Raw genomic sequence first — 19,174 nt, 5'->3', positions numbered from 1 at the left:
TATGGGGGGAGCGGTTCGGCCTGAGCCTTCTTTCAAGCGGTGAATGCTAGGCGAAAAAATGCCCGGTGAGGCGTCTCACCGGGCGATGCGGTTTTAAGCCTGCTGGCGCAGCGTCTTGGCCGCCGCGACCATATGGGTCAGCGCCGGGATCACTTCGTTCCACTGCCGGGTCTTCAGGCCGCAGTCCGGGTTCACCCACAGCCGTTCCGACGGAATCCGCTCGGCGGCTTTTTTCATCAGCTGGATGATGTGCTCTTCGCTCGGGATGTTAGGCGAATGGATGTCGTAGACGCCGGGGCCGATCTCGTTCGGGTAGCTGAAGTGGTCGAATACGTCGAGCAGCTCCATGTCGGAACGCGAGGTCTCGATGGTGATCACGTCGGCGTCCATGGCGGCGATGGAGGCGATGATGTCGTTGAACTCCGAGTAGCACATATGAGTGTGGATCTGGGTTTCATCGCCGACGCCGTTGGCGGTGATGCGGAACGATTCCACCGCCCAGCCCAGGTACTCCTGCCATTGCGCCTTGCGCAGCGGCAGGCCTTCGCGCAGCGCGGCCTCGTCGATCTGGATCACCTTGACGCCGGCCTTTTCCAGATCCAGCACTTCGGCGCGGATGGCTAGCGCCAGTTGCTGGCACGATACCGAACGCGGCTGGTCGTCGCGGACGAAGGACCAGTTCAGGATGGTCACCGGGCCGGTCAGCATGCCCTTCATCGGCTTGGCGGTCAGCGATTGCGCATAAGTGATCCACTGCACCGTCATCGCCTTGGGGCGGCTGATGTCGCCGAACAGGATGGGCGGCTTCACGCAGCGCGAGCCGTAGGACTGCACCCAGCCGAACTGGCTGAAGGCGTAGCCGTCCAGTTGCTCGCCGAAGTACTCCACCATATCGTTGCGCTCGGCTTCGCCGTGCACCAGCACGTCCAGGCCCAGGGCTTCCTGCTCGCGCACACTGTGTTCGATCTCGGCGCGCATCGCCGCGGTGTAAGCTGCCTCGTCGATCTCGCCGGCCTTGAAGCGGCTGCGCGCCTGGCGGATTTCCGCCGTTTGCGGGAAGGAGCCGATGGTGGTGGTCGGGAATTTCGGCAAATGGAGCCGCGCGGCTTGCTTGACGGCGCGTTGGGCATAGCCGTTCTGGCGGCGGCCCAGATCTGCATCAATGTTGGCGACGGCGGCCTTCACCGCTGGGTTGTGGACACGCGGCGACAGGCGGCGCGCCTCGATGGCGGCGCGGTTGGCGGCCAGTTCCGCCGCCACGGCATCGCGTCCCTGGTTCAGGGCCGCGGCCAGCACGCGCAGCTCTTCCAGTTTTTGCTTGGCGAAGGCCAGCCACGACTGGATTTCGCCATCCAGCTTCTGCTCGCTGTCCAGGTCCACCGGCACGTGCAGCAGCGAGCACGACGGCGCCAGCCACAGCCGGTCGCCCAGCGCGCGGGCCAGCGGCTCCAGCCATTCCAGCGCGGCGCTCAGATCAGTTTTCCAGATATTGCGGCCGTTGATGGCGCCGACGGACAGCACGCGGTCGGCCGGCAGCTGCTTGGCCAGTTCTTCCGCTTCATGGCGGGCGTTGACGGCGTCGACATGCACGCCTTGCACCGGCAGCGAGGCGAGCAGCGGCAGATTGCCCTGCAGCTGGCCGAAGTAGCTCGCCAGCAGCAGCTTGGCCTTGCCGCCGGCCAGGACCTGGTAGGCGTCGACGAAAGCCTGGCGCCAGCCGGCGTCCAGCTCGGTCACCAGGATAGGCTCGTCCACCTGCACCCACTCGGCGCCGTGCTCGGCCAGCTTGGCCAGCAGTTCGGCGTACACCGGCAGCAGCCGCGGCAGCAGCGCCAGCTTGTCGGAGCCGTCCTTGGCCTTGCCCAGCGCCAGGTAGGTGACCGGGCCGATGATCACCGGCTTGGCCTTGACGCCTTGCGCCTTGGCTTCCGCCAGCTGTTCCAGCAGACGCGAGGCATCCAGCTTGAAAGCGGTGGCGGCGCTGAATTCCGGCACGATGTAGTGGTAGTTGGTGTCGAACCACTTGGTCATTTCGCCGGCCGCCACGCCGCCGCAGCAGTGCGCGTGGTCTTCGGCGGATTGGGCCGAGCGGCCGCGCGCCACCCGGAAGTAGTTGTCCAGCGCGTCGCCGTGGAAATCGCGCACGCGCTGCGGCAGGTTGCCCAGCGTGAAGCTGATGTCCAGCACCTGGTCGTAGAAGGAGAATTCGCCCACCGGCGCCAGGTCCAGCGCGGCCTGGTCATGCCAGTGGCGGCGGCGCAGCTCGGCGCCGACCGACTTCAACTCGGCCAGCGAGGTCTGGCCTTTCCAGTAGGATTCCAGGGCGAACTTCAGTTCGCGCTTGGCGCCGATGCGGGGAAAACCCAGGTTATGCGTAAAAGCCATGATTTCTCCTTTGCTTAATAACCAAATGTAGGGTCATCGTAGAGCGGCTTTTGCATGAAGAAAAATGGTATTGTTTCATTGATCGATAAATAAATTTCATGAAAGATGCGCCATGGCTATTCTTGAACGCACCCATTTGTCCATCGTCCGCGCGGTGGACCAGCACGGCTCGCTGACCGCCGCCGCAGAACAATTGCACCTGACCCAGTCCGCCCTCAGCCACACCATGCGCAAGCTGGAAGACCAGCTGGGCGTGGCGATCTGGCGGCGCGAGGGCCGCAGCCTGCAGCCGACCCAGGCCGGCGAATACCTGCTGGCCGCCGCCAACCGGCTGTTGCCGCAGCTGACCCATGTCGAGGAGCGCCTGAAGCAGTTTGCCCGCGGCGAGAGCGGGGCGCTGCGCATAGGCATGGAGTGCCACCCCTGCTACCAGTGGCTGCTGAAAATCGTGTCGCCCTATCTGGCGGCCTGGCCGCTGGTGGATGTGGATGTGAAGCAGAAATTCCAGTTCGGCGGCATCGGCGCGCTGTTCGGCTACGAGATAGACATGCTGGTGACGCCCGATCCCTTGTATCGGCCCGGCCTGCGTTTTGAACCGGTGTTCGACTACGAGCAGGTGCTGGTGGTCGGCCCCGGCCATCCGCTGCGCGACCGGCCGCACGCCGAGCCGGAACATCTGGCGGAGGAGACGCTGATCACCTATCCGGTGGCGCTGGAGCGGCTGGATGTCTACAGTCAGTTCCTGATTCCGGCCGGCATCCGCCCCAAGCGGCACAAGCCGATCGAAACCACCGACATCATGCTGCAGATGGTGGCCAGCGGCCGCGGCGTGGCCGCTTTGCCGCGCTGGCTGGTGGAAGAGTATGCCGCCAAGCTCGACGTCGCCGCCGTGCGGCTGGGTCCGCAAGGCATAGACAAGCAGATTTTCCTCGGCATTCGCGAAACGGATGCCGATATCGATTACATCAGCGCCTTTGTTGAATTGGCGCGCACGCATAAAGCGCCTAAGCAGAGCACGCTATAAGCGACTTCAAACGCCAGCTCTTGCCGTTGAGCGATGGGCAGGACAAGGTGCTGCCGCATTACCAATGCCCTGGGCCTGTCATGCAGCGAGGTGATCCTGTATTGCCCGCGCTGGCGGCGATGTCGGCCGCTGGATGGATGTCGTCAAAGGATGGCCTCGCCAAGCTTCTTCAGCCTGAGGAAGTAGGCGACAAAAGCCGCCACAAAGAGCGCGTCGCCAAGGACCACCAGTATGGCGAAGCTCGATGTCCATCCATTGAGCAGCATGTATAGAAGATTCAGCGCAAACAGCGCCTTGCCTATGCCGCCCATCAGCACGATGCCGGTGTGGCGTATCGGGTTGTATGCGGCCATCAGGAAGCCGAAGCCATACAGGAAGGCCGTGCCCCACGCGCCTCGATAGACCGCGATCAGCACCGGATCCGTCAAGCCGCGTCCAAACTCTTGGGCGAACATGCCGGCGCTATCGAATAAGCCGGGGATAGCCCCGGCGAAGTTCCATACTGCCGAAATGATGAACAGCCAGCGAAATAGCTGCCACTCAGGTAGTGCCGGATCTTTTCTGCCCATCGCATCTCCGCTATTTATCCAGCTATGGCTATATGGCGAGTGAAAATATGGCCTGATGGAAAACAGATTGCTGTGAGAAGGCGTATTCAGGTTTGAATGCCTATGGAATATCTGGATTCTATCCAGTTCTTCAAGCATGGGGAAGAGACGGCGCGGCCGATTTTGCCGTGCGCTTGAGCTCCATCATGCCGTATCAAATGCGCCGGATGAAAAGCCGCCCTGGGATGCCTGGCGGCTTTTTCTTCTTGAGGCGGGACCCCGATGCCGTGGCTGATGGCGGCTTCCGCCAGCAGTGTGCGAATCGCGGCATAAGTGTAAATGCATACTTATTTGTATTTTAATATTTTATTTATATAAATAAATGGCGATGTCCTTTATTCAGCAGACCGTTGGGTGAGCCCGTTCTTAGGGCATCGACACAATCACGGTGATGAATTTTAAAATGCAAAGGAGTGGCGCCATGAAGCAAGCCCCCACGCGCGGCGGGGATCTGCCGTTGATCTTGAGCGACAAGCAAGGCTTTGACCGGCGCTGGTTCGCGCCCAATCTGAAGGCCGTTTACGTGCCGTCGCGCTACGAGCAAGTGGAGGAGTATGTGGCCTCGGCGCTCAGCGAGTTCGGCCACGACGTGAAAATCGCTTCCGGCCGCCACTGTTACGAAAACTTCGTCTACAACGACAGCACCCGCGCCATCATCGACATGTCCGCGCTCAATCAAGCGGGCTTCGACGCGGAGCGCAACGCGTTTTTTGTCGATGCCGGCTGCGAAAACTGGAGCGTGTACCGCGCCCTGCTCAATGGCTACGGCAAAACCCTGCCGGCGGGCTCCTGCTATTCGGTGGGGGCGGGCGGCCACATCACCGGCGGCGGCTATGGCCTGCTGTCCCGCTTGCATGGCCTGACGGTGGATCACCTTAGCGCCGTCGATATCGTCACCTGGGACGCGGCGCTGGGTCAGGCCAAACTGCGCCATGTTTCCGAGCAAAGCAGCTGCCAAGAGGAGCGCGATTTGTTTTGGGCCTTGCGCGGCGCCGGCTGCGGCAATTTCGGCGTGATCGTGCGTTATTATTTCGCCAAGCTGCCAGAAGCGCCGGACTATGCCACGCAATGGTCATTTGCCTGGGACTGGAAGAATATCAACCAACAAGTCTTTGGCGATTTGTTGGATTTGTATGCAGAAATCTGCGCAGGCATGCCTAAAGCCGACTTCAGCCTGTTGAAGCTCAATCATGTTTCCAACGGGCAGATCGGCTTGCTGGTGCAATGCGCCTCTTTGCCAGGCGTCAGCTTCCAGCAGCATTGCCAGCAGGTGGACGCGCGGGTGCATGCGCTGCAAAAGCGCTTTGCGGCCATTGCGCCCGCCGCCGTCGCGCCGCAGCCCATGGGCGGCCACCCGGGTTGGATGCACACCACGCACAGCCACCTCAATCCGCAGCATTTGACCTATCTGGAAGCGCTGCAAACGGTAAACGGCTCCGGCCCCAACCAGTTCGGCAAATACAAATCCGCCTATATGAACAAAGCATTTCCGTCATGCCAGAAGCAGCAGATTTACACCTGGCTGCACCACCAGCCGGAAGGCTTGGATGCCGACGCCTTGAAGCAAAGCCTGCTGCAGGTGGACAGCTACGGCGGCGTGATCAACGAATGCAGCAGCGCCGCCACCCCGGTGCCGCAGCGCAGCTCTATCATGAAGCTGCAGTACCAAACCTACTGGAACAACAACTCGCTGCCGGGACAGCGTCATGGCGGATCCAGCGGCGAGCAGGCCCAGGCGCATCTGGAGTGGATCAACGGTTTCTACCAGTCGGTGTACGCCGAATACGGCGGCACGCCCAATCCGCAACAGGACAGGGACGGCGTGGTGGACGGCTGCTATTACAACTACCCGGATTGCGACTTGGGCACCCATGAAAACGGCAAGATCGATGAGGCGATGGAGCTGTATTTCCAGGAAAACTACCGCCGCGCGCCGCGCAACCTGGTGCAAGTGAAGCAGCAGTGGGACCCGCAAAACTACTTCCGCCACGCGCAATCGATTCCGGTGAAGTAGTCATGCGATGCCCGGTCTGGCCGGGCCTGGATGTCTGCCTGGCGGACGCGGATGCGGCAAAACAATAGGAGGAGGCGATGGGCTGTCCACAGGTATGCATGGGGGCGATGCTGCAATGCAGCTTTGGCGTGGCGCCGTCCAGCTTGTCGGTGCTGCCCACCGCGCGGGTAATGGCCGGCGGCAGGCCGGCTGCCACCATCATGGATCATGCGCCGCTGCTCAATGTCCTGCCGTTCGGCATGTGCAGCAGCCCGGCCAATCCCATGGTGGCGGCGGCTACCGCCGCCGCGCTGGGCGTGCTGACGCCCATGCCCTGCATCCCGGCCACCGCCGCGCCGTGGATTCCCGGCGGCGCGCCCACGGTGCTGCTGGGCGGCATGCCGGCGCTGGACGCCAATAGCACGCTGATGTGCAACTGGGGCGGGGTGATCAAGATCGCCATGCCTGGCCAGTTCACGGTGCTGGTGCCGTAAAAACCGCATTTGGTCGGACAGGAAAATCCGCCGCGCTCAGCCGGCCGCGCCGCTCAGCCTAAGCCACCACCATTTCCAGCGCGGCAGCGGCTTGCCGTCCGCGTCCAGCGGCCGGCCGTCGTCGGCGAAGCGTTGCGGCGGGCCCAGCGGCTTGCCCTTGGCAAACTCCTGTTTTTCCGCCAGCGCGCCGTTGGGGTGGAAGCGCTGTTGCGCGCCGTGCTTCAGCCCGTTTTGGTAGCAGCTCAGTTCTGCCGTCTTGCCGTTTGGATACAGCGCCTGGCTTTCGCCGTGCAGCGCGCCGTCGCGGTAGTGGGCGCGGCATTGCAGCGCGCCTTCTTGTGACCAATACTGCGCCGGCCCGTGCAAGAGGCCGTTGCGGTATTGCAGCTGGGCCGCCGGCTGGCCGCCGGGGTGCAGCAGGGTGGCGGGGCCGTGCAATTGGCCATCCTGGTACTGAAACTGCGCCAGCGGCGCGCCGGCCTGCTCGATGCGCGCCGGGCCTTGCAGCTTGCCGTCGGCCAGTTGGCCGACGAAGCGCTGCTGGTCTTGTTGGATGTCTATCGGTTCCGCCATGGCATCAGTTCTGCTGGATCAGCCCGCCCTTGAGGGTGAGCATGCCACCGCCGTCAAGGGTCTGGCTGGCGCTGGCCTTGTTGGTCAACGACACCCCGGCGTCGTTGGTCAGCGTGGTGCCGGCTTTATTCGTGAGCGAGGTGCCGGCCTGGTTGGTCAGCCCGGTGCCGGCCTTGTTGCTCAGGCTGGTGCCGGCTTCGCAGCTTAGCGCGGCGTCGCTCTTGGCGCTGAAGGCGCCGCCGCTTTGCAGGGTGAGGGTGCCGCTGACCTTGATGGTGAGGTTGCCGTCCACGGTCAGCGTGTAGTTGCCGCTGACCTTGTGTTCGTGATTGCCGCCGGTGCTGTGGCTCTGGTCGCCTTCCACCTTGACCGTGCGCTTGCCCTTGACCTTGAGGGTTTCATTGCCGGTTTTCACTTCCACCGTGCGGTTGCCCTTGTCCACGCTGAGGCTGTCGTTGCCCTCGGTGACGCTGCGCTTGCGCTCGTTCTTCACTACCAGGGTTTCATCGTGGCCCACGTCGGCGGCCACGTCGTTGAGCACTTTCACCGTGTAGTCCTTCTGCGCCTGGAAGAACACTTCCTCCTTGTCTTTGCTGTCGTCGAAGCGCAGTTCGTTGAAGCCGCCGCCGCCTTTTGTCGAGTTGGTCTTGAGGCCGGACTGCGCCTGCTTGGCCGGCAGTTCGTAGGGCAGCGCGTTGTCGCCGTTGTAGACGCAGCCGCTGACCAGCGGCTTGTCCGGGTCGCCGTCGATAAAGCTGACAATCACCTCCTGGCCGATGCGCGGGATGAACTGCATGCCAAAGCCCTTGCCGCTCCACGGCTGCATCACCCGCAGCCAGCAGGAGCTGGATTCGTCGTCCTTGCCGTCGCGGTCCCAGGGGAATTGCACTTTGACGCGGCCGTATTTATCCGTCCAGATCTCCTCGCCGGCCTTGCCCACCACTTTGGCCACCTGCGGGTGCATCACCGGTTTGGGGGTGAGCCGCGGCGGACGGTAGGGCGTGGCCTTGGGGATGGCGGTAAAGCGGTTGCGGTAATGCTGCTGGCCGGCGTCGTGGCTGACGCGGGTGACCACCCAGGCGATATTGCAGGCCGGGTCCGGGTGGCCGCTCAGGGTGAAGGCGTGGCCGGGAATCAGCCAGCGGCAGTCGCTGTCGCCCACCAGCTCCACCTCCTCGGCGCGCAGGCCGTCGCTGCGCTGCTTGGCCAGCGCGTCGCCGTCGGCCTTCTTGGCGTAGCCGCCCGGGTATTGGTAGAGATTGGGCTGGTCGGACTTGGCCAGCGCCTGCGCGTACAGCGAGGCGCTGGCGGTGGTGAATGCGTAATCGCCAGCGCGGTAGCCGCCAGCCACCGCCTGGCGGCGGATGCCGGCGCTGCGCACGGCTTCCAGCTCGCGCCCGCCCACGTCCTGCGGCAGATAGGCAAGCTTGGCGCTGTTGGGGCAGTCCGGGAAATGGCGGTTGCCGTCCGCCAGCACTAGGGTGTGCTTGCCGTCTGCGTGGGTGAAGAACCAGAAAATGCCGGCGTCTTCCAGCAGGCGCATCACAAAATTGAGATCGCTCTCGCCAAACTGCACGCAGTACTCACGCTTGGGGTAGCTGGCGTCCAGCTTCAGCTGATAATCGCTGAAACCGTGGCCAGCGAACACCGCCTTGACGATGTCCGGCACGCTCTGGTTCTGGAAGATGCGGTTGTTGCCAGCCAGGCTCAGCCACCACAGCCAGGGCCGCAACGTCACCTGGTAATGCTCGGCGGTGGCGTCGCCCGGCAGCTGGCGTATCGCCGCGCACAAGCCGTCTATCTGACGCGTCTGCTCGTCGCGGCGCAGGCTCAGCGTCAGGTGGGAAGCCACCGCCTTGTCCAGCGTCAGCGCGCTGTCGCTGAAGCCGGAGAGCATAAAGCTGCCCAGCGCGTTCAGTGCCTCCTCGCCGGACAGGCTGTCCGGGTAGAGCGCTTTCAGCACCGAGGCGCTGAGCGAGAGCGGGGTGGTTTTGTCGGAGGGGCGGGGCATGGTGGTTTAGTGGGGTGTGTTCATTTTATGGGTGAAGGGGAAAGCCCAAGGTTAATTCCAAGGTAATTTTGTATGTGGCTCTCCACTTTTCTTATTGCAACTTCCACACAGTGGACGCAAATTTGGAATGGCTGTTTCTGCGATGTTTTGAATTGAATGGTCATTGTGGTGGGCTAGAATTAGTGAGAAAATGAGAATGCCGTCAAGATTTAATGTGTATTTATTTTGTGCATTAAGCATTGCGACATTGAGGTTCAAACTCTTTGCTTTAAAGCCGGTTGCGCCACCACCAGTTAGTCCTGCGTATCGAAATAGCTTTAATGTAGCTCCCCAGAGGTTTTTCTCTGGAATGTCATGCTTTATTCCTGCTGTTCTTGTTCTTTGATGGTCTATTTCAATTTGTTCCAGCCGAAGAATTGTGCCGCATTTTCTACAGGCAAAAATATCGTTATAATTCCTATTCTCTATTAGACCTGTTTCCCAGTTGAATGTCTCCATAGTATTGATTTTTGGTTTGTATATTTCTAGCCATGTTTTATTTTTAACTATATCTCTATAGTTATGAATTGGGTTGTTGGTTATTAGCGTGTCAATGGTGTTTATTTTTTTTTGAAATTCTACTATCTCTGGCTCATGAAATTTTATTTCATCATTTTTATCGGAAATGCGTGGGTATATATATGTTTTTTCTGTCCTTCCTGTAATGTGGTAATTGTTTAATGGTTTCTTTATGCCATTTTCTATTGTGTAGGCTGGGTAAGGTGCTTTTTGGAAGCGTAGTTGAACCAGGCTTTGTCCAATTGCATTGTTGGCAAATGTCATTTTTGTTTGCTCTCCCTTTTGTGAAAATTTTTTGGATGGATCGATTTTTTTAAATGGATGATATTTTTACTTTTTTAATCAAAAACCCACTCCGCCAATTTCCCCACCACCTCCCCCAACAAAACATTATCAATATCCCTTGCCCCCGCTCCACGACAGCGGTTCAGCACCGCCTGAACCAAGCCGGGATCAAATTCAAAAGTCTTGCCGGTGGCGCGTTGGTAGCGTTGGCGCAGCACTTCCAGCTTGCTGCGCACGATGTCGGCCAGCACGCCATCGTCCAGTGTGCGGTAGGGCACCACCGTCATCCGCGCCAGCAGCGCCGGGCGGAAGGCGGCGATCAGTTGCGGCTGCAATTGGTCGATGAAGCCGGGGTGGCCGATGGCGGCGGGCGCGGCGGTCTGGATGGCTTCCGCCCCCACATTGCTGGTGGCCAGGATGATGGTGTTATTGAAGTCCACCGTCAGGCCGGTGCCGTCTTCCATGACGCCCTTGTCGAACACGTTGTAGAAGGCTTCCAGCACGTCCGGGTGGGCTTTTTCGATTTCGTCCAACAGCACCACGCTGTACGGTTTGCGCCGCACCGCTTCGGTCAGCACGCCGCCCTGGCCGTAGCCGACATAGCCGGGCGGCGCGCCCTTGAGCTGGCTGACGCTGTGGGCTTCCTGGTATTCCGCCAGGTTGACCACGATCAGATTGCGTTCGCCGCCGTAGAGGGCGTCGGCCAGCGCGTAGGCGGTTTCGGTCTTGCCCACGCCGGTGGGGCCGAGCAGCAGGAACACGCCCACCGGTTTGCCGGGGTCGGTGAGGCCGGCGCGGTAGGCCTGGATGCGTTGGGCGATCTTGCCCAGCGCGGCCGGCTGGCCAATCACGCGCTGGCCCATGCGCTGGGCCAGGGTGCGGATGGCGTAGGCTTCGTCGGCCAGCATCTTGCCCACCGGGATGCCGGTCCAGCCGGCGATGACGGCGGCCACGGCCTTGGAATCCACGTGTTCCGGCACCAGCGGGTCGTCCTGGCGCAACGCGTCCAGGCCGGCTTCCAGCCGCGCCAGTTGTTCCGCCAGCCGCAGCGCCGGGTCCGCGGCTTCGTCCTCGTCGGCGGTCGCGGTCCCGTCTTCGGCTTCTTCCAGCAGCAGCGGCGGTTCGCCGGCGGGCAGCTCGGGCTCGCTGGCCAGAAAGTCCAGCAGTTGCTGGCGGGTGCGCAGGATTTCGCGCACCGCGCGCAATTCGTCCTGCCAGCGCACGGTCAGCTCGCGCATGGCTTGCAGTTGGCGCGCGCTGTCTTGGCGCAGCGCGGCGATGCGGGCGGCGTGGTCCAGGCCGGTGGCCTGTTCGTTCAGTAGCCGTTCCAGTTCTTCGTCCAGCATGGCCTGGCGGTGGCGCAGGTTTTCCAGCTGCGGCGGCTGGTCGTGCTGGGCCAGCGCCACGCGGGCGCAGGCGGTGTCCAGCACGCTGATGGCCTTGTCCGGCAGCTGGCGGCCGGAGATGTAGCGGTGGGACAGTTTGACCGCGTCGTGGATGGCGGCGTCCAGGATGCGCACGCCGTGGTGCTGTTCCAGCCGGGCGGCGACGCCGCGCAGCATGGCCACGGCGCGGTCTTCGTCCGGTTCTTCCACTTGCACCGGCTGGAAGCGCCGCGCCAGCGCCGGGTCGCGTTCAAAGTATTTCTTGTATTCCTGCCAGGTGGTGGCGGCCACGGTGCGCAGTTCGCCGCGCGCCAGTGCCGGCTTGAGCAGGTTGGCGGCGTCGCTGTGGCCCTCGGCCGCGCCGGCGCCCACCAGGGTGTGGGCTTCGTCGATGAACAGGATGATGGGCCGGGGGGAGGCGCGGACTTCGTCCATCACGCCGTTCAGCCGCTGTTCGAATTCGCCCTTGAGCCCGGCGCCGGCTTGCAGCAGGCCCAGGTCCAGCGCCAGCAGGCCGACGCCGGCCAGTGCCGACGGCACTTCCTCATGGGCGATGCGCAGCGCCAGGCCTTCCGCCACTGCGGTTTTGCCCACGCCGGGCGCGCCCACCAGGATGGGGTTGTTCTGGCGGCGGCGCAGCAGGATGTCCAGGCATTGGCGGATTTCGCCGTCGCGGCCCACGATGGGATCGATGCGGCCGGCGCGGGCGTCGGCCACCAGGTCGTGGGTGAAGCGGGCCAGGGCTGAGGCCGGCTCCGCGCCGGGAGGGGGCGCTTGGCGCGCGGCGGAGGCCCAGGCGTCCAGCTGTTCCAGCAAGGGCTGGCGCGGCGCGCGCAGCAGGCAGGGCGCGCCGATCAGCAGCAGATTGCGCAGTTCGTCGCGCTCCAGCAGGGTGAGCAGCAGCAGGCCGGAGCGGATGCTGGCTTCTTGGCGCAGGGTGGCCAGCAGCAGCGCTTCCTTGAGCCAGGCCACGGTGTGGCTGGAGAGGGCCGGGGCGCGGGTTTCGCCGCGCTTGAACTGGTCCAGGCTGCGGCGCAGTTCCGCGCCCAGCTGGTCCGCGCTCAGGCCCAGCATGGGCAGCAGCGGCGGCAGGTCGCCATCCGGCATGTCCAGCAGCTCCAGCAGCACGTGTTCGATTTCCACGTAATAGTGGCTTTGCTGCAGGCAGCGCTGGGCCGCCCGCTCCAGCGCCTTGCGGCAGCCGGGGTTGAGGCGGGACACCAGTTGCGCCAGTTCCGCGCTCATCGCGCGTCCTCCGCCTGGCGCAGGCGGGTGCGCAGCTGTTTTTCGCCATCGCCGCCGCCCAGCCAGCTGTCCCAGCAGAGGCGGGGGGCGGCGTCGCGGCGCAGCCGCAGCGGGGCGGGCGCGGCCTGCAGGCGCAGCGTCAGCTGGATGTCCAGGTCCAGGCCGAAATAGAACGCCGCCAGCGCGGCCAGGGCGAGGTGGCGTTCCGCCCCGGGCAGGAAGCTGTGATACAGCGCGGCGGACAAGGGGCCGATAATCAGGCGGATGCCGGCGTGCTCGTCCCAGGCGCGGCTGCCGGCCAACGCGCCCTGGCCCAGGCGGGCATTGCGGCCGTTGGGGCCTATGGCGCTGCGGCTGGCCGGCGGAATATCGCGCCAACCGCCGGCGAAGGGTTCGGCGGCAAACGGCGCGCCGAAGTGATGGCGCGCCAGCGCGACAAATCCGGCCAGCGAGCGGCGGCGGTCGGCCAGCAGGGCGGCGCGCGCCAGCAGCGCGGCGTCCGCCACCGCCTGGCGGCTTTGCAAGCCGGGCGGCAACAGGCCGCACAGGCTGAGCAGCAAGGGCCGGGCCGGACTGCTGCGCGGCGCGGCGTAGCCCGGCGCCAACCGGTAGCGCCGCCGCACGCGGTAGAGCAGGGACAAGAGCCGGTGCTGGAATAGTTGCAGGAAAGCCGCCGGCGCAGGGTCTTTGGCCAGTTTGCGCTGCTGCAGCCATTCCTGGTAAGCGTAAGGCAGGGGGCCGTCCGGCCCGCCCAGGCCGAAGGAGGCCACGCTCAGGGTCAGACCGTCGCCGTCGTCTTGCAGCGCGTCCAGCTCGCTGGCGGCGAACAGCGGCGCCAGCGGTCCGCGCAAGCGCACCGCCTCGCGCGACGGATCGGCGCCGCTGCCCAGCGGCGCGGCGTTGGGGTTCAGCCGCTCCAGCAGCATCACCGCCTGGGCGAACTCGAAGCCCTGCGGCTGGCTGAGCAGCCGTTCCGCTACAGAACCAGGCTGGGGCCGGAGGGGGGCTGCCATGATTGGAGCTCCTGGTGCTGGTGGACGAGGCGGGTGCGGATGAAGCGGTTGGCGTGGGCGTATAGCGCGAAGAAATGCGCCAGCACGGCGGCAAACAGCACCGGGCTGGCGCCGGCGAAGCAGGCCGGATCCAGCTGCAGCGTCAGCAGCAGGCCGTTGCGCCAGCCGCGCCAGGCGTCGGCTCCCACGCGGTCGACTATGCGTTCGCTGACAAGCGAGGCCAGCCCTTCTATCTGGCGGCGCGCCGCCGCCTGTTCCCCCAGATTGTGCAGGGCCAGCATTTCACGCAGCGCCGCCAGCGCCTGGGGCCCTTCGCTCAGCGACAGGTGATTGAGGTTGAGCAGCGACACCAGCTTCCAGCGCGACGCGCCGTCCAGCGCCGGCTGGGTTTGCGGACGCGGCGGACGCAGCAGCCGCGCCTGCCCCACCGGGCCGGGCAGTTCGAACATCAGCGCCGCGCCTGCAGGCAGTTGCTCCGCCAGGTGGCGGTTGGTGCACAGCAGCTCCGCGGTGAGGCTGAGGTCCGAGGGCTGCAGCGGATCGAAGTCCGAGTCCACCAGGGTGAGCAGCATATCGCTGCCGGGCCGCTCGCGATTGATGCCGCTGACCCGGCGCGCATGCCAGTAGCGGCCGGCGTCTTTCCGGCCGTGGGCGCAGGAAAAATACGGCGGCACCACGCGCGCGCCATCGGCGCTGACGGCTCGCACTTGACGGATGGAGTGGATTTCCACGCTGCGGTCGCGGTGGGCATCCGCTGTCAACAGGTATTCGCTGCGGCTGCCGTCGGGGCGCAGCGGTTCGGATGTTTGCGGAAACAGGTTGACTACCGGCGCGCAGCCTAGCGCGATATCGCCCGGCTGCAGGCCGATTCGTCCAGTCGGCGCGCGGTCAAAAGCGATGATGATTTCCAACTGCCGCCGCGCCTGGCGCGGCAAGGCGAGCGGCAAGTCGAAGAACAGGAATTTTTCCGGGCAGGCGAAGTATTCCGTCAGCAGCGCGTGCGCGGGGTGGACGCCATCCTCGTCCGGCAGCAGCGCTTCGTCCGGGGAAAAGCCGCAGGCGCGCGGCCGTGCCCCGGGGCGGACAACAGGGGCCAGCCCTGGCTGGTCCGGCAGGCGGCAGCTGATTTGCAGGCTATGGGCGGAGAGCAGGTCATACAGCGCAGCGGAGTAAATGGGCGAGCCGGCCAGATGGATGCGCAGCGCGCTCAGCGGCAGCGCGCCCAGCGGCTCCGGCCCCAGTTTTTCCAGCCGCAGGGCCAGCGCGGCGCGGGCCTGGGGCAGGCCGCTGGCGACCTGGGCTTCATCCTCGGTCAGCAGCGCGGCATCCATTACCGCAAGCGGCCACAGCGTGGCGTCGGCAGCGGTGCGGAAGCGCAGCGTGTCGCCGGCGGTGGTGTCGGCGAACAAGGGCGTGCCGCGCGGAATGCGGTAGCCGGCGTCCAGTTTGCCCTTGTCCGGGTCCGGCTCGAAACGGACGACGGCGCAGGACGGCATCGGTCGCAAGGCGTGCGGGTAGAGCTGCTCCAGCAGCGCGTCGGCCAGTTCCGAGTAGTCGTCGTCCAGGCGGCGCTGCAGCCGGGCGCACAGCAGCGCGAAGCCTTCCAGCAGCCTTTCCACCTGCGGGTCCGGGCATTCGGACTCGCCCAGTTGCAAGCGCCGCGCCACCTTGGGGTAACGCAAGGCGAATTCGCCGCCGGCGTGGCGCAGATAGGATAGCTCGCGCTGGTAGTAGTCGAGCAGGCGCGGATCCAGCGACTCCATCAGTCGGCTTCCTCGCAGGCGTCCAGCCGCGCGCCGGATGGAGTAAGTTCGGCGACAAAGGCCGCCGGCCAACGGTGGCCTTCCGCGCGCAGCCATGCTTCGATGCGCACGCGCAGCGCGTGCGGCCTGCCTGCGGGCTCCACGCTGACGTCGGGGTGCTCAAGACGCGGCTCGTAAGCGCGGATGGCCAGGCGGATTTCTCGCTCCAGCAGTTGTCTGTCTTCGGCGCGGGCAGGGTGGAGAGCGCTCCAGTCCGCCACGCCGTAGTCTATGACGCTGGGTTCGCTCAAGTAGGGCCGGGCCGCGCGGCGGCTGGACAGCAGCCGCTCCAGCTCCGCCCGGACCGACTCCTGCAGCTGGCCGCGGACGACGCGCAAGCGCGGCTCCGCTTCCTGCGGATGGCGCGGATCTGCGTCGGCCAGCAGTTCGAACAGGGCGGGGCGGAACTGGGCGGCTGGATGCATGGCTTACTTCGAGTATTTGTTGAGGGCGAGGTCCCAAACGGCGGCGGCGCTGCCATCCTTGGCGCCGGTGTCTTTCTGGGTGGTCAGCTCCCACTTGATCTTGGTGAAGTTCAGCGACAGGTTTTCCACCGGCTTGCCGCCGGTGCCGCCGCTTACGCTGACATTGGACAGGATGGCGTTGGTCAGGGTGTAGACGATGTAGGGCAGGATCTTGCCGCTGCTGTCGGCCGCGTTGCGGCCTATGGTGATCTTCACCTCGGGCAGGTTTTTGCCTTGGCAGCAGTAAGCGTTGAGATCCGGCGTGGATTTGTCGGTGAACTTGGTGAGGCTGAATTCGCCGATGTGCGGTTTGCCGGAAGTGCGCTCGGTATTGCTGACGTCGTTGGTGACCTGCATGGCTACGTTATGGCTGTAGGACAGCACTTCGATCTTGTCGGCGTAGCCTTCCAGCTTGCACTCGCCCTTGATGTCGCTGCCCAGGTCCAGAATGATGGCGTCCATTGCTTTGCTTGCTCCTTGGAGGGTATCGATTCAGGCCCGCCGCGCGGCGGGCCTGGCTTGTCGCGTCAGGCGGCCACCGGCGGCGGCAGTTCGGCCACCAGGCGGATGGACGCGGTTAGTTCCTCCAGCTGGAAATGCGGGCGCAGGAAGACGGTGGCGCGGTAGGTGCCTGGTTTGCCCGGCACCTCGCTTACGTCCACCCGCGCCTCGCGCAGCGGAAACTGGGCCTTCACTTCCTGCGGGGCGTTGTCGTTGACCAGCACGTAGTCGGCTATCCAGTTGTTCAGATAGGTTTCCACGTTGTCGCGGGTCAGGAAGCTGCCGATCTTGTCGCGCATGATCACCTTGATGTAATGGGCGAAGCGCGAGGCGGCCAGCACATAGGGCAGCATGGCGGAGATGCGCGAGTTGGCATTGGCCTCGTTGGTGTTGTAGAGCTTGGGCTGGTTGGCGGTTTGGCCGCCGAAGAACACGGCTAGGTCGGTGTTTTTCTTGTGGCACAGCGCGATGAAGCCCAAGGCGTCCAGCTCTTTCTCGCGGCGGTCGGTGATGGCGATTTCGGTGGGACACTTCAGCGCGATGTCGCCGGCAGCGGTGCCGAAGGTGTGGGCCGGCAGGCCTTCCACCGCGCCGCCGCCTTCCACGCCGCGGATGGCGGCGCACCAGCCATATTGTGCGAAGGCGCTGGTGATGCGCTGGCCAAGCGCGTAGGCGGCATTGCCCCACAAGTATTTGCCGTGATCGGTGCCGTCCACGTCCTCGACGTAGTTCATGCCCTCGGTGGGTTGGGTTTCCGGGCCGTAGGGCAGGCGCATCAGCACGCGAGGCAGCACCAGGCTGACGTAGCGGGAGTCTTCGCTGGCGCGGAAGGCGCGCCATTTGATTAGTTCGGTGCTTTCAAACACTTTGCCGAGATCGCGCGGGACGGCCAGTTCGGTGAAGCTGGCCATGTCGAACAGGCGCGGGCTGGCGGCGGCGATCAGCGGCGCGTGGGCGGCGGCGGCGACGTTGGACAGTTTCTCCAGCAAGGCGATGTCTTGCGGATGGCGGCCGAATTCGTAATCGCCTATCAGCAAGCTGATGGGGTAGCCGCCGAAGGTGCCGTATTCTTCCTCGTACACTTTCTTGAACAGCGCGCTCTGGTCGAATTCGACCGCTTTTTCCAGATCGTTCAGCAGCTCGTCCTTGCTGGCGTTGAGCAGACGCAGCTTGAGCCGGGAACTGGTTTCGGTGTTCATCACCAGGTAGTGCAGGCCGCGCCAGGAGGCTTCCAGCTTCTGCACGTCCGGATGATGCAGGATGTTGTTCAACTGCTTGCTCAACAGCTGGTCGATGATGGCGATGCGGTGATTGATCATCGCCACGGTGTCCTTGTCGATGGCCATGCCTTCGTCCAGCACCTGGGTGGCGAATTCGTTCAGCAAGTCCTTGGCGTATTCCTGCTGCACTTCGTCGTGGGCCATGCGGCCTTCCTGAATGATGCGGTCCAACAGCGACAGCGTGGCGGTTTGGGCGCCGCCGGCAGTCTGATTTTGGGTTTCAGCCATGGAGTGTCTCCAGTGTCATTGCGAGATCATGAGGCGCGTCATTCCGCAGCGGGCGCTTCCGGTTCCGGCGCAGCTTCTTCGGCGGCCGGCGCGGCGGATGCCGGCTGCTCGGCCTTGGGGGCGGCCGGAGATTCGGCTTTTGCGGCTGACGGGGCGTCCGGTTTGGCGACGCGGATCTTCTGCAGTTCTTCGGTATTGGCCATCACGTCTTGCAGCAATTTGTCCAGATCGTCGTTGCCGTCCAGCTTGGTCAGCAGGTCGCGCAGCTTCTGGCGGGCTTCATAGAGGCGGCGCAGCGGTTTTACCTGATTGACGATGCTGACCGGGTCGAAATCATCGATGTGGCTGAAGTTGAGCTCCACGTTCAGCTTGCTGCCGTCGTCCGACAGCGCGTTGTCCACCTGGGCGGTGACACGCGGGGCGAGGGAGGACATCACCTGGTTGAAGTTGTCGCGGTCTATCTCCACAAAGCGGCGCTCGCCAAGCTTGGGCAACGGCTTCTCCTGTTTGCCGGCCAAGTCGGACATGATGCCGACCACCAGCGGCAATTCCCGTTTCTCAAGGGCATTGCCGATTTCCACGTCATAGGTGATTTGCACGCGCGGCGGCCGGATCCTATCCAGCTTGTGTTGAGCGCTTTCAGCCATGTGTCAGACCTCGCTTGTTATCTGTTCAGATGAAGTCCTGTCCCGACGTTATTCGCCGCAGACAAATTCATTTTTGTAGACATAGGCATTGCTATTTGCATTAATGAATGACTATGGTCTATCAAAATCTATAGAACCAGATTTAAGGCTTTGCAAAAAATTTTTGATCGAGGTGGCGATGTCGTTAGCGGAGATGAAGGCAAGTTTCTTGTGTCGTCTGGGGGCGATGTGCGTGCTACTGGCCGGATTGACAGGTGGGTTATCGGCGTGCGCTGTGTTGGGATGGGGACCGTCGGTCAAACTGGATGCCGTGACGCTGGATATGACTAGACGAGCCAACGACGACACGCCGCTTGCCGTGGATTTCGTCGCGGTGAAGGATCCAGAGCTGTTGAAGGTGCTGCAATCGCTGCCGGCCGCCAAGTGGTTCGAGCAAAGAGAGCAACTGCAACGCGACTACCCGGAAGCGATGAGGATCTGGAGTCTGGAGCTGGTTCCAGGGCAGCATATCGAGACTGAGGAAGTGCCCATCCATGGCGAGCGCGCAATGGGGCTGCTGGTATATGCGGGATACGCTTCGCCCGGCATGCATAGGCTGAACTTGGGAGAGATCCGGAAAGCCTGGATTCGTTTGGAGGAAAAGGATTTGAGGCTGGTCCAGCCGTGATGTTTTTCAAG

General features: G+C 63.6%; 16 protein-coding genes. 4 read left to right on the top strand and 12 right to left on the bottom strand.

Translation table 11 applies throughout. The features are described 5' to 3' along the window. Positions 1 to 93: 93 nt before the first annotated feature. Positions 94 to 2,385 carry a 5-methyltetrahydropteroyltriglutamate--homocysteine S-methyltransferase gene (gene metE / locus NKT35_RS03395; protein WP_254298852.1) on the bottom strand — a complete coding sequence of 764 codons (2,292 nt, stop codon included), beginning with the start codon at positions 2,383 to 2,385 and terminating at the stop codon, positions 94 to 96. A gap of 112 nt (positions 2,386 to 2,497) precedes the next feature. On the opposite strand from metE, the gene NKT35_RS03390 reads away from it, so the two are divergent. Further along, the gene (locus NKT35_RS03390; protein ID WP_254298851.1) at positions 2,498 to 3,409 is read left to right on the top strand and encodes a LysR family transcriptional regulator; all 912 of its coding nucleotides are present in this window, start codon (positions 2,498 to 2,500) and stop codon (positions 3,407 to 3,409) included. Positions 3,410 to 3,552: 143 nt separating this feature from the next. Here the strand turns inward: NKT35_RS03390 and NKT35_RS03385 are convergent, their stop codons facing one another. Continuing rightward, positions 3,553 to 4,116, bottom strand: a complete 564-nt coding sequence (locus tag NKT35_RS03385) for a hypothetical protein (RefSeq protein WP_254298849.1) — start codon at positions 4,114 to 4,116, stop codon at positions 3,553 to 3,555. Positions 4,117 to 4,438: 322 nt separating this feature from the next. On the opposite strand from NKT35_RS03385, the gene NKT35_RS03380 reads away from it, so the two are divergent. Beyond that, complete coding sequence (locus NKT35_RS03380; protein WP_254298846.1) at positions 4,439 to 6,031, top strand: FAD-binding oxidoreductase; 1,593 nt, start codon at positions 4,439 to 4,441, stop codon at positions 6,029 to 6,031. 77 nt (positions 6,032 to 6,108) lie between these two features. Continuing rightward, complete coding sequence (locus NKT35_RS03375) at positions 6,109 to 6,504, top strand: DUF4280 domain-containing protein (protein WP_254298844.1); 396 nt, start codon at positions 6,109 to 6,111, stop codon at positions 6,502 to 6,504. 36 nt (positions 6,505 to 6,540) lie between these two features. Here NKT35_RS03375 and NKT35_RS03370 read toward each other — a convergent pair whose 3' ends face one another. From NKT35_RS03370 to tssB, 10 genes are all read right to left on the bottom strand, one after another. Beyond that, entirely contained in the window at positions 6,541 to 7,077 is a 537-nt protein-coding gene (locus NKT35_RS03370; protein WP_254298842.1) for a toxin-antitoxin system YwqK family antitoxin, read from the bottom strand. 4 nt (positions 7,078 to 7,081) lie between these two features. Further along, positions 7,082 to 9,088 (bottom strand): type VI secretion system Vgr family protein, encoded by a 2,007-nt coding sequence (locus tag NKT35_RS03365; RefSeq protein ID WP_254298841.1) that lies wholly within the window; start codon positions 9,086 to 9,088, stop codon positions 7,082 to 7,084. A 51-nt stretch (positions 9,089 to 9,139) separates the two neighbouring features. Continuing rightward, positions 9,140 to 9,910, bottom strand: a complete 771-nt coding sequence (locus NKT35_RS03360) for a hypothetical protein (protein ID WP_254298840.1) — start codon at positions 9,908 to 9,910, stop codon at positions 9,140 to 9,142. A 74-nt stretch (positions 9,911 to 9,984) separates the two neighbouring features. After that, positions 9,985 to 12,561 carry a type VI secretion system ATPase TssH gene (gene tssH, locus NKT35_RS03355; RefSeq protein WP_254298839.1) on the bottom strand — a complete coding sequence of 859 codons (2,577 nt, stop codon included), beginning with the start codon at positions 12,559 to 12,561 and terminating at the stop codon, positions 9,985 to 9,987. Next, positions 12,558 to 13,574 carry a type VI secretion system baseplate subunit TssG gene (gene tssG, locus NKT35_RS03350; protein WP_254298838.1) on the bottom strand — a complete coding sequence of 339 codons (1,017 nt, stop codon included), beginning with the start codon at positions 13,572 to 13,574 and terminating at the stop codon, positions 12,558 to 12,560. The genes tssH and tssG overlap by 4 nt, the downstream gene beginning before the upstream one ends. After that, positions 13,538 to 15,337: a type VI secretion system baseplate subunit TssF gene (gene tssF / locus NKT35_RS03345; RefSeq protein WP_254298837.1), complete on the bottom strand. Its 1,800-nt coding sequence runs from the start codon at positions 15,335 to 15,337 to the stop codon at positions 13,538 to 13,540. Before tssF ends, tssG begins: the two co-directional genes overlap by 37 nt. Continuing rightward, complete coding sequence (tssE, locus tag NKT35_RS03340) at positions 15,337 to 15,801, bottom strand: type VI secretion system baseplate subunit TssE (RefSeq protein WP_254298836.1); 465 nt, start codon at positions 15,799 to 15,801, stop codon at positions 15,337 to 15,339. The genes tssF and tssE overlap by 1 nt, the downstream gene beginning before the upstream one ends. A 3-nt stretch (positions 15,802 to 15,804) precedes the next feature. Continuing rightward, entirely contained in the window at positions 15,805 to 16,302 is a 498-nt protein-coding gene (locus NKT35_RS03335) for an Hcp family type VI secretion system effector (RefSeq protein ID WP_254298834.1), read from the bottom strand. 65 nt (positions 16,303 to 16,367) lie between these two features. After that, positions 16,368 to 17,849: a type VI secretion system contractile sheath large subunit gene (gene tssC / locus NKT35_RS03330; RefSeq protein ID WP_254298832.1), complete on the bottom strand. Its 1,482-nt coding sequence runs from the start codon at positions 17,847 to 17,849 to the stop codon at positions 16,368 to 16,370. 38 nt (positions 17,850 to 17,887) lie between these two features. After that, on the bottom strand, positions 17,888 to 18,496 hold the full coding sequence (tssB, locus tag NKT35_RS03325; protein WP_254298831.1) for a type VI secretion system contractile sheath small subunit: 609 nt from the start codon (positions 18,494 to 18,496) through the stop codon (positions 17,888 to 17,890). Between the two features lie 322 nt (positions 18,497 to 18,818). Between tssB and NKT35_RS03320 the strand changes: the two genes are divergently transcribed. Next, positions 18,819 to 19,163 carry a hypothetical protein gene (locus NKT35_RS03320; RefSeq protein ID WP_254298829.1) on the top strand — a complete coding sequence of 115 codons (345 nt, stop codon included), beginning with the start codon at positions 18,819 to 18,821 and terminating at the stop codon, positions 19,161 to 19,163. Positions 19,164 to 19,174 lie beyond the last annotated feature (11 nt).

Source organism: Chromobacterium sp. IIBBL 290-4 (genome assembly GCF_024207115.1).
Lineage (GTDB): Bacteria > Pseudomonadota > Gammaproteobacteria > Burkholderiales > Chromobacteriaceae > Chromobacterium.
Note: the sequence above shows the minus strand (reverse complement) of the source record. Positions and strands in the feature narration are given on the sequence as shown.

Coding starts and splice junctions, on each gene's coding strand:
- NKT35_RS03385 (WP_254298849.1), bottom strand. CDS start 4,116: ATGCTTGAAGAACTGGATAGAATCCAGATATTCCATAGGCATTCAAAC.
- NKT35_RS03335 (WP_254298834.1), bottom strand. CDS start 16,302: ATGGACGCCATCATTCTGGACCTGGGCAGCGACATCAAGGGCGAGTGC.
- tssB (WP_254298831.1), bottom strand. CDS start 18,496: ATGGCTGAAAGCGCTCAACACAAGCTGGATAGGATCCGGCCGCCGCGC.
- metE (WP_254298852.1), bottom strand. CDS start 2,385: ATGGCTTTTACGCATAACCTGGGTTTTCCCCGCATCGGCGCCAAGCGC.
- tssE (WP_254298836.1), bottom strand. CDS start 15,801: ATGCATCCAGCCGCCCAGTTCCGCCCCGCCCTGTTCGAACTGCTGGCC.
- NKT35_RS03390 (WP_254298851.1), top strand. CDS start 2,498: ATGGCTATTCTTGAACGCACCCATTTGTCCATCGTCCGCGCGGTGGAC.
- tssH (WP_254298839.1), bottom strand. CDS start 12,561: ATGAGCGCGGAACTGGCGCAACTGGTGTCCCGCCTCAACCCCGGCTGC.
- NKT35_RS03320 (WP_254298829.1), top strand. CDS start 18,819: ATGACTAGACGAGCCAACGACGACACGCCGCTTGCCGTGGATTTCGTC.
- NKT35_RS03360 (WP_254298840.1), bottom strand. CDS start 9,910: ATGACATTTGCCAACAATGCAATTGGACAAAGCCTGGTTCAACTACGC.
- tssC (WP_254298832.1), bottom strand. CDS start 17,849: ATGGCTGAAACCCAAAATCAGACTGCCGGCGGCGCCCAAACCGCCACG.
- tssF (WP_254298837.1), bottom strand. CDS start 15,337: ATGGAGTCGCTGGATCCGCGCCTGCTCGACTACTACCAGCGCGAGCTA.
- NKT35_RS03365 (WP_254298841.1), bottom strand. CDS start 9,088: ATGCCCCGCCCCTCCGACAAAACCACCCCGCTCTCGCTCAGCGCCTCG.
- tssG (WP_254298838.1), bottom strand. CDS start 13,574: ATGGCAGCCCCCCTCCGGCCCCAGCCTGGTTCTGTAGCGGAACGGCTG.
- NKT35_RS03370 (WP_254298842.1), bottom strand. CDS start 7,077: ATGGCGGAACCGATAGACATCCAACAAGACCAGCAGCGCTTCGTCGGC.
- NKT35_RS03375 (WP_254298844.1), top strand. CDS start 6,109: ATGGGCTGTCCACAGGTATGCATGGGGGCGATGCTGCAATGCAGCTTT.
- NKT35_RS03380 (WP_254298846.1), top strand. CDS start 4,439: ATGAAGCAAGCCCCCACGCGCGGCGGGGATCTGCCGTTGATCTTGAGC.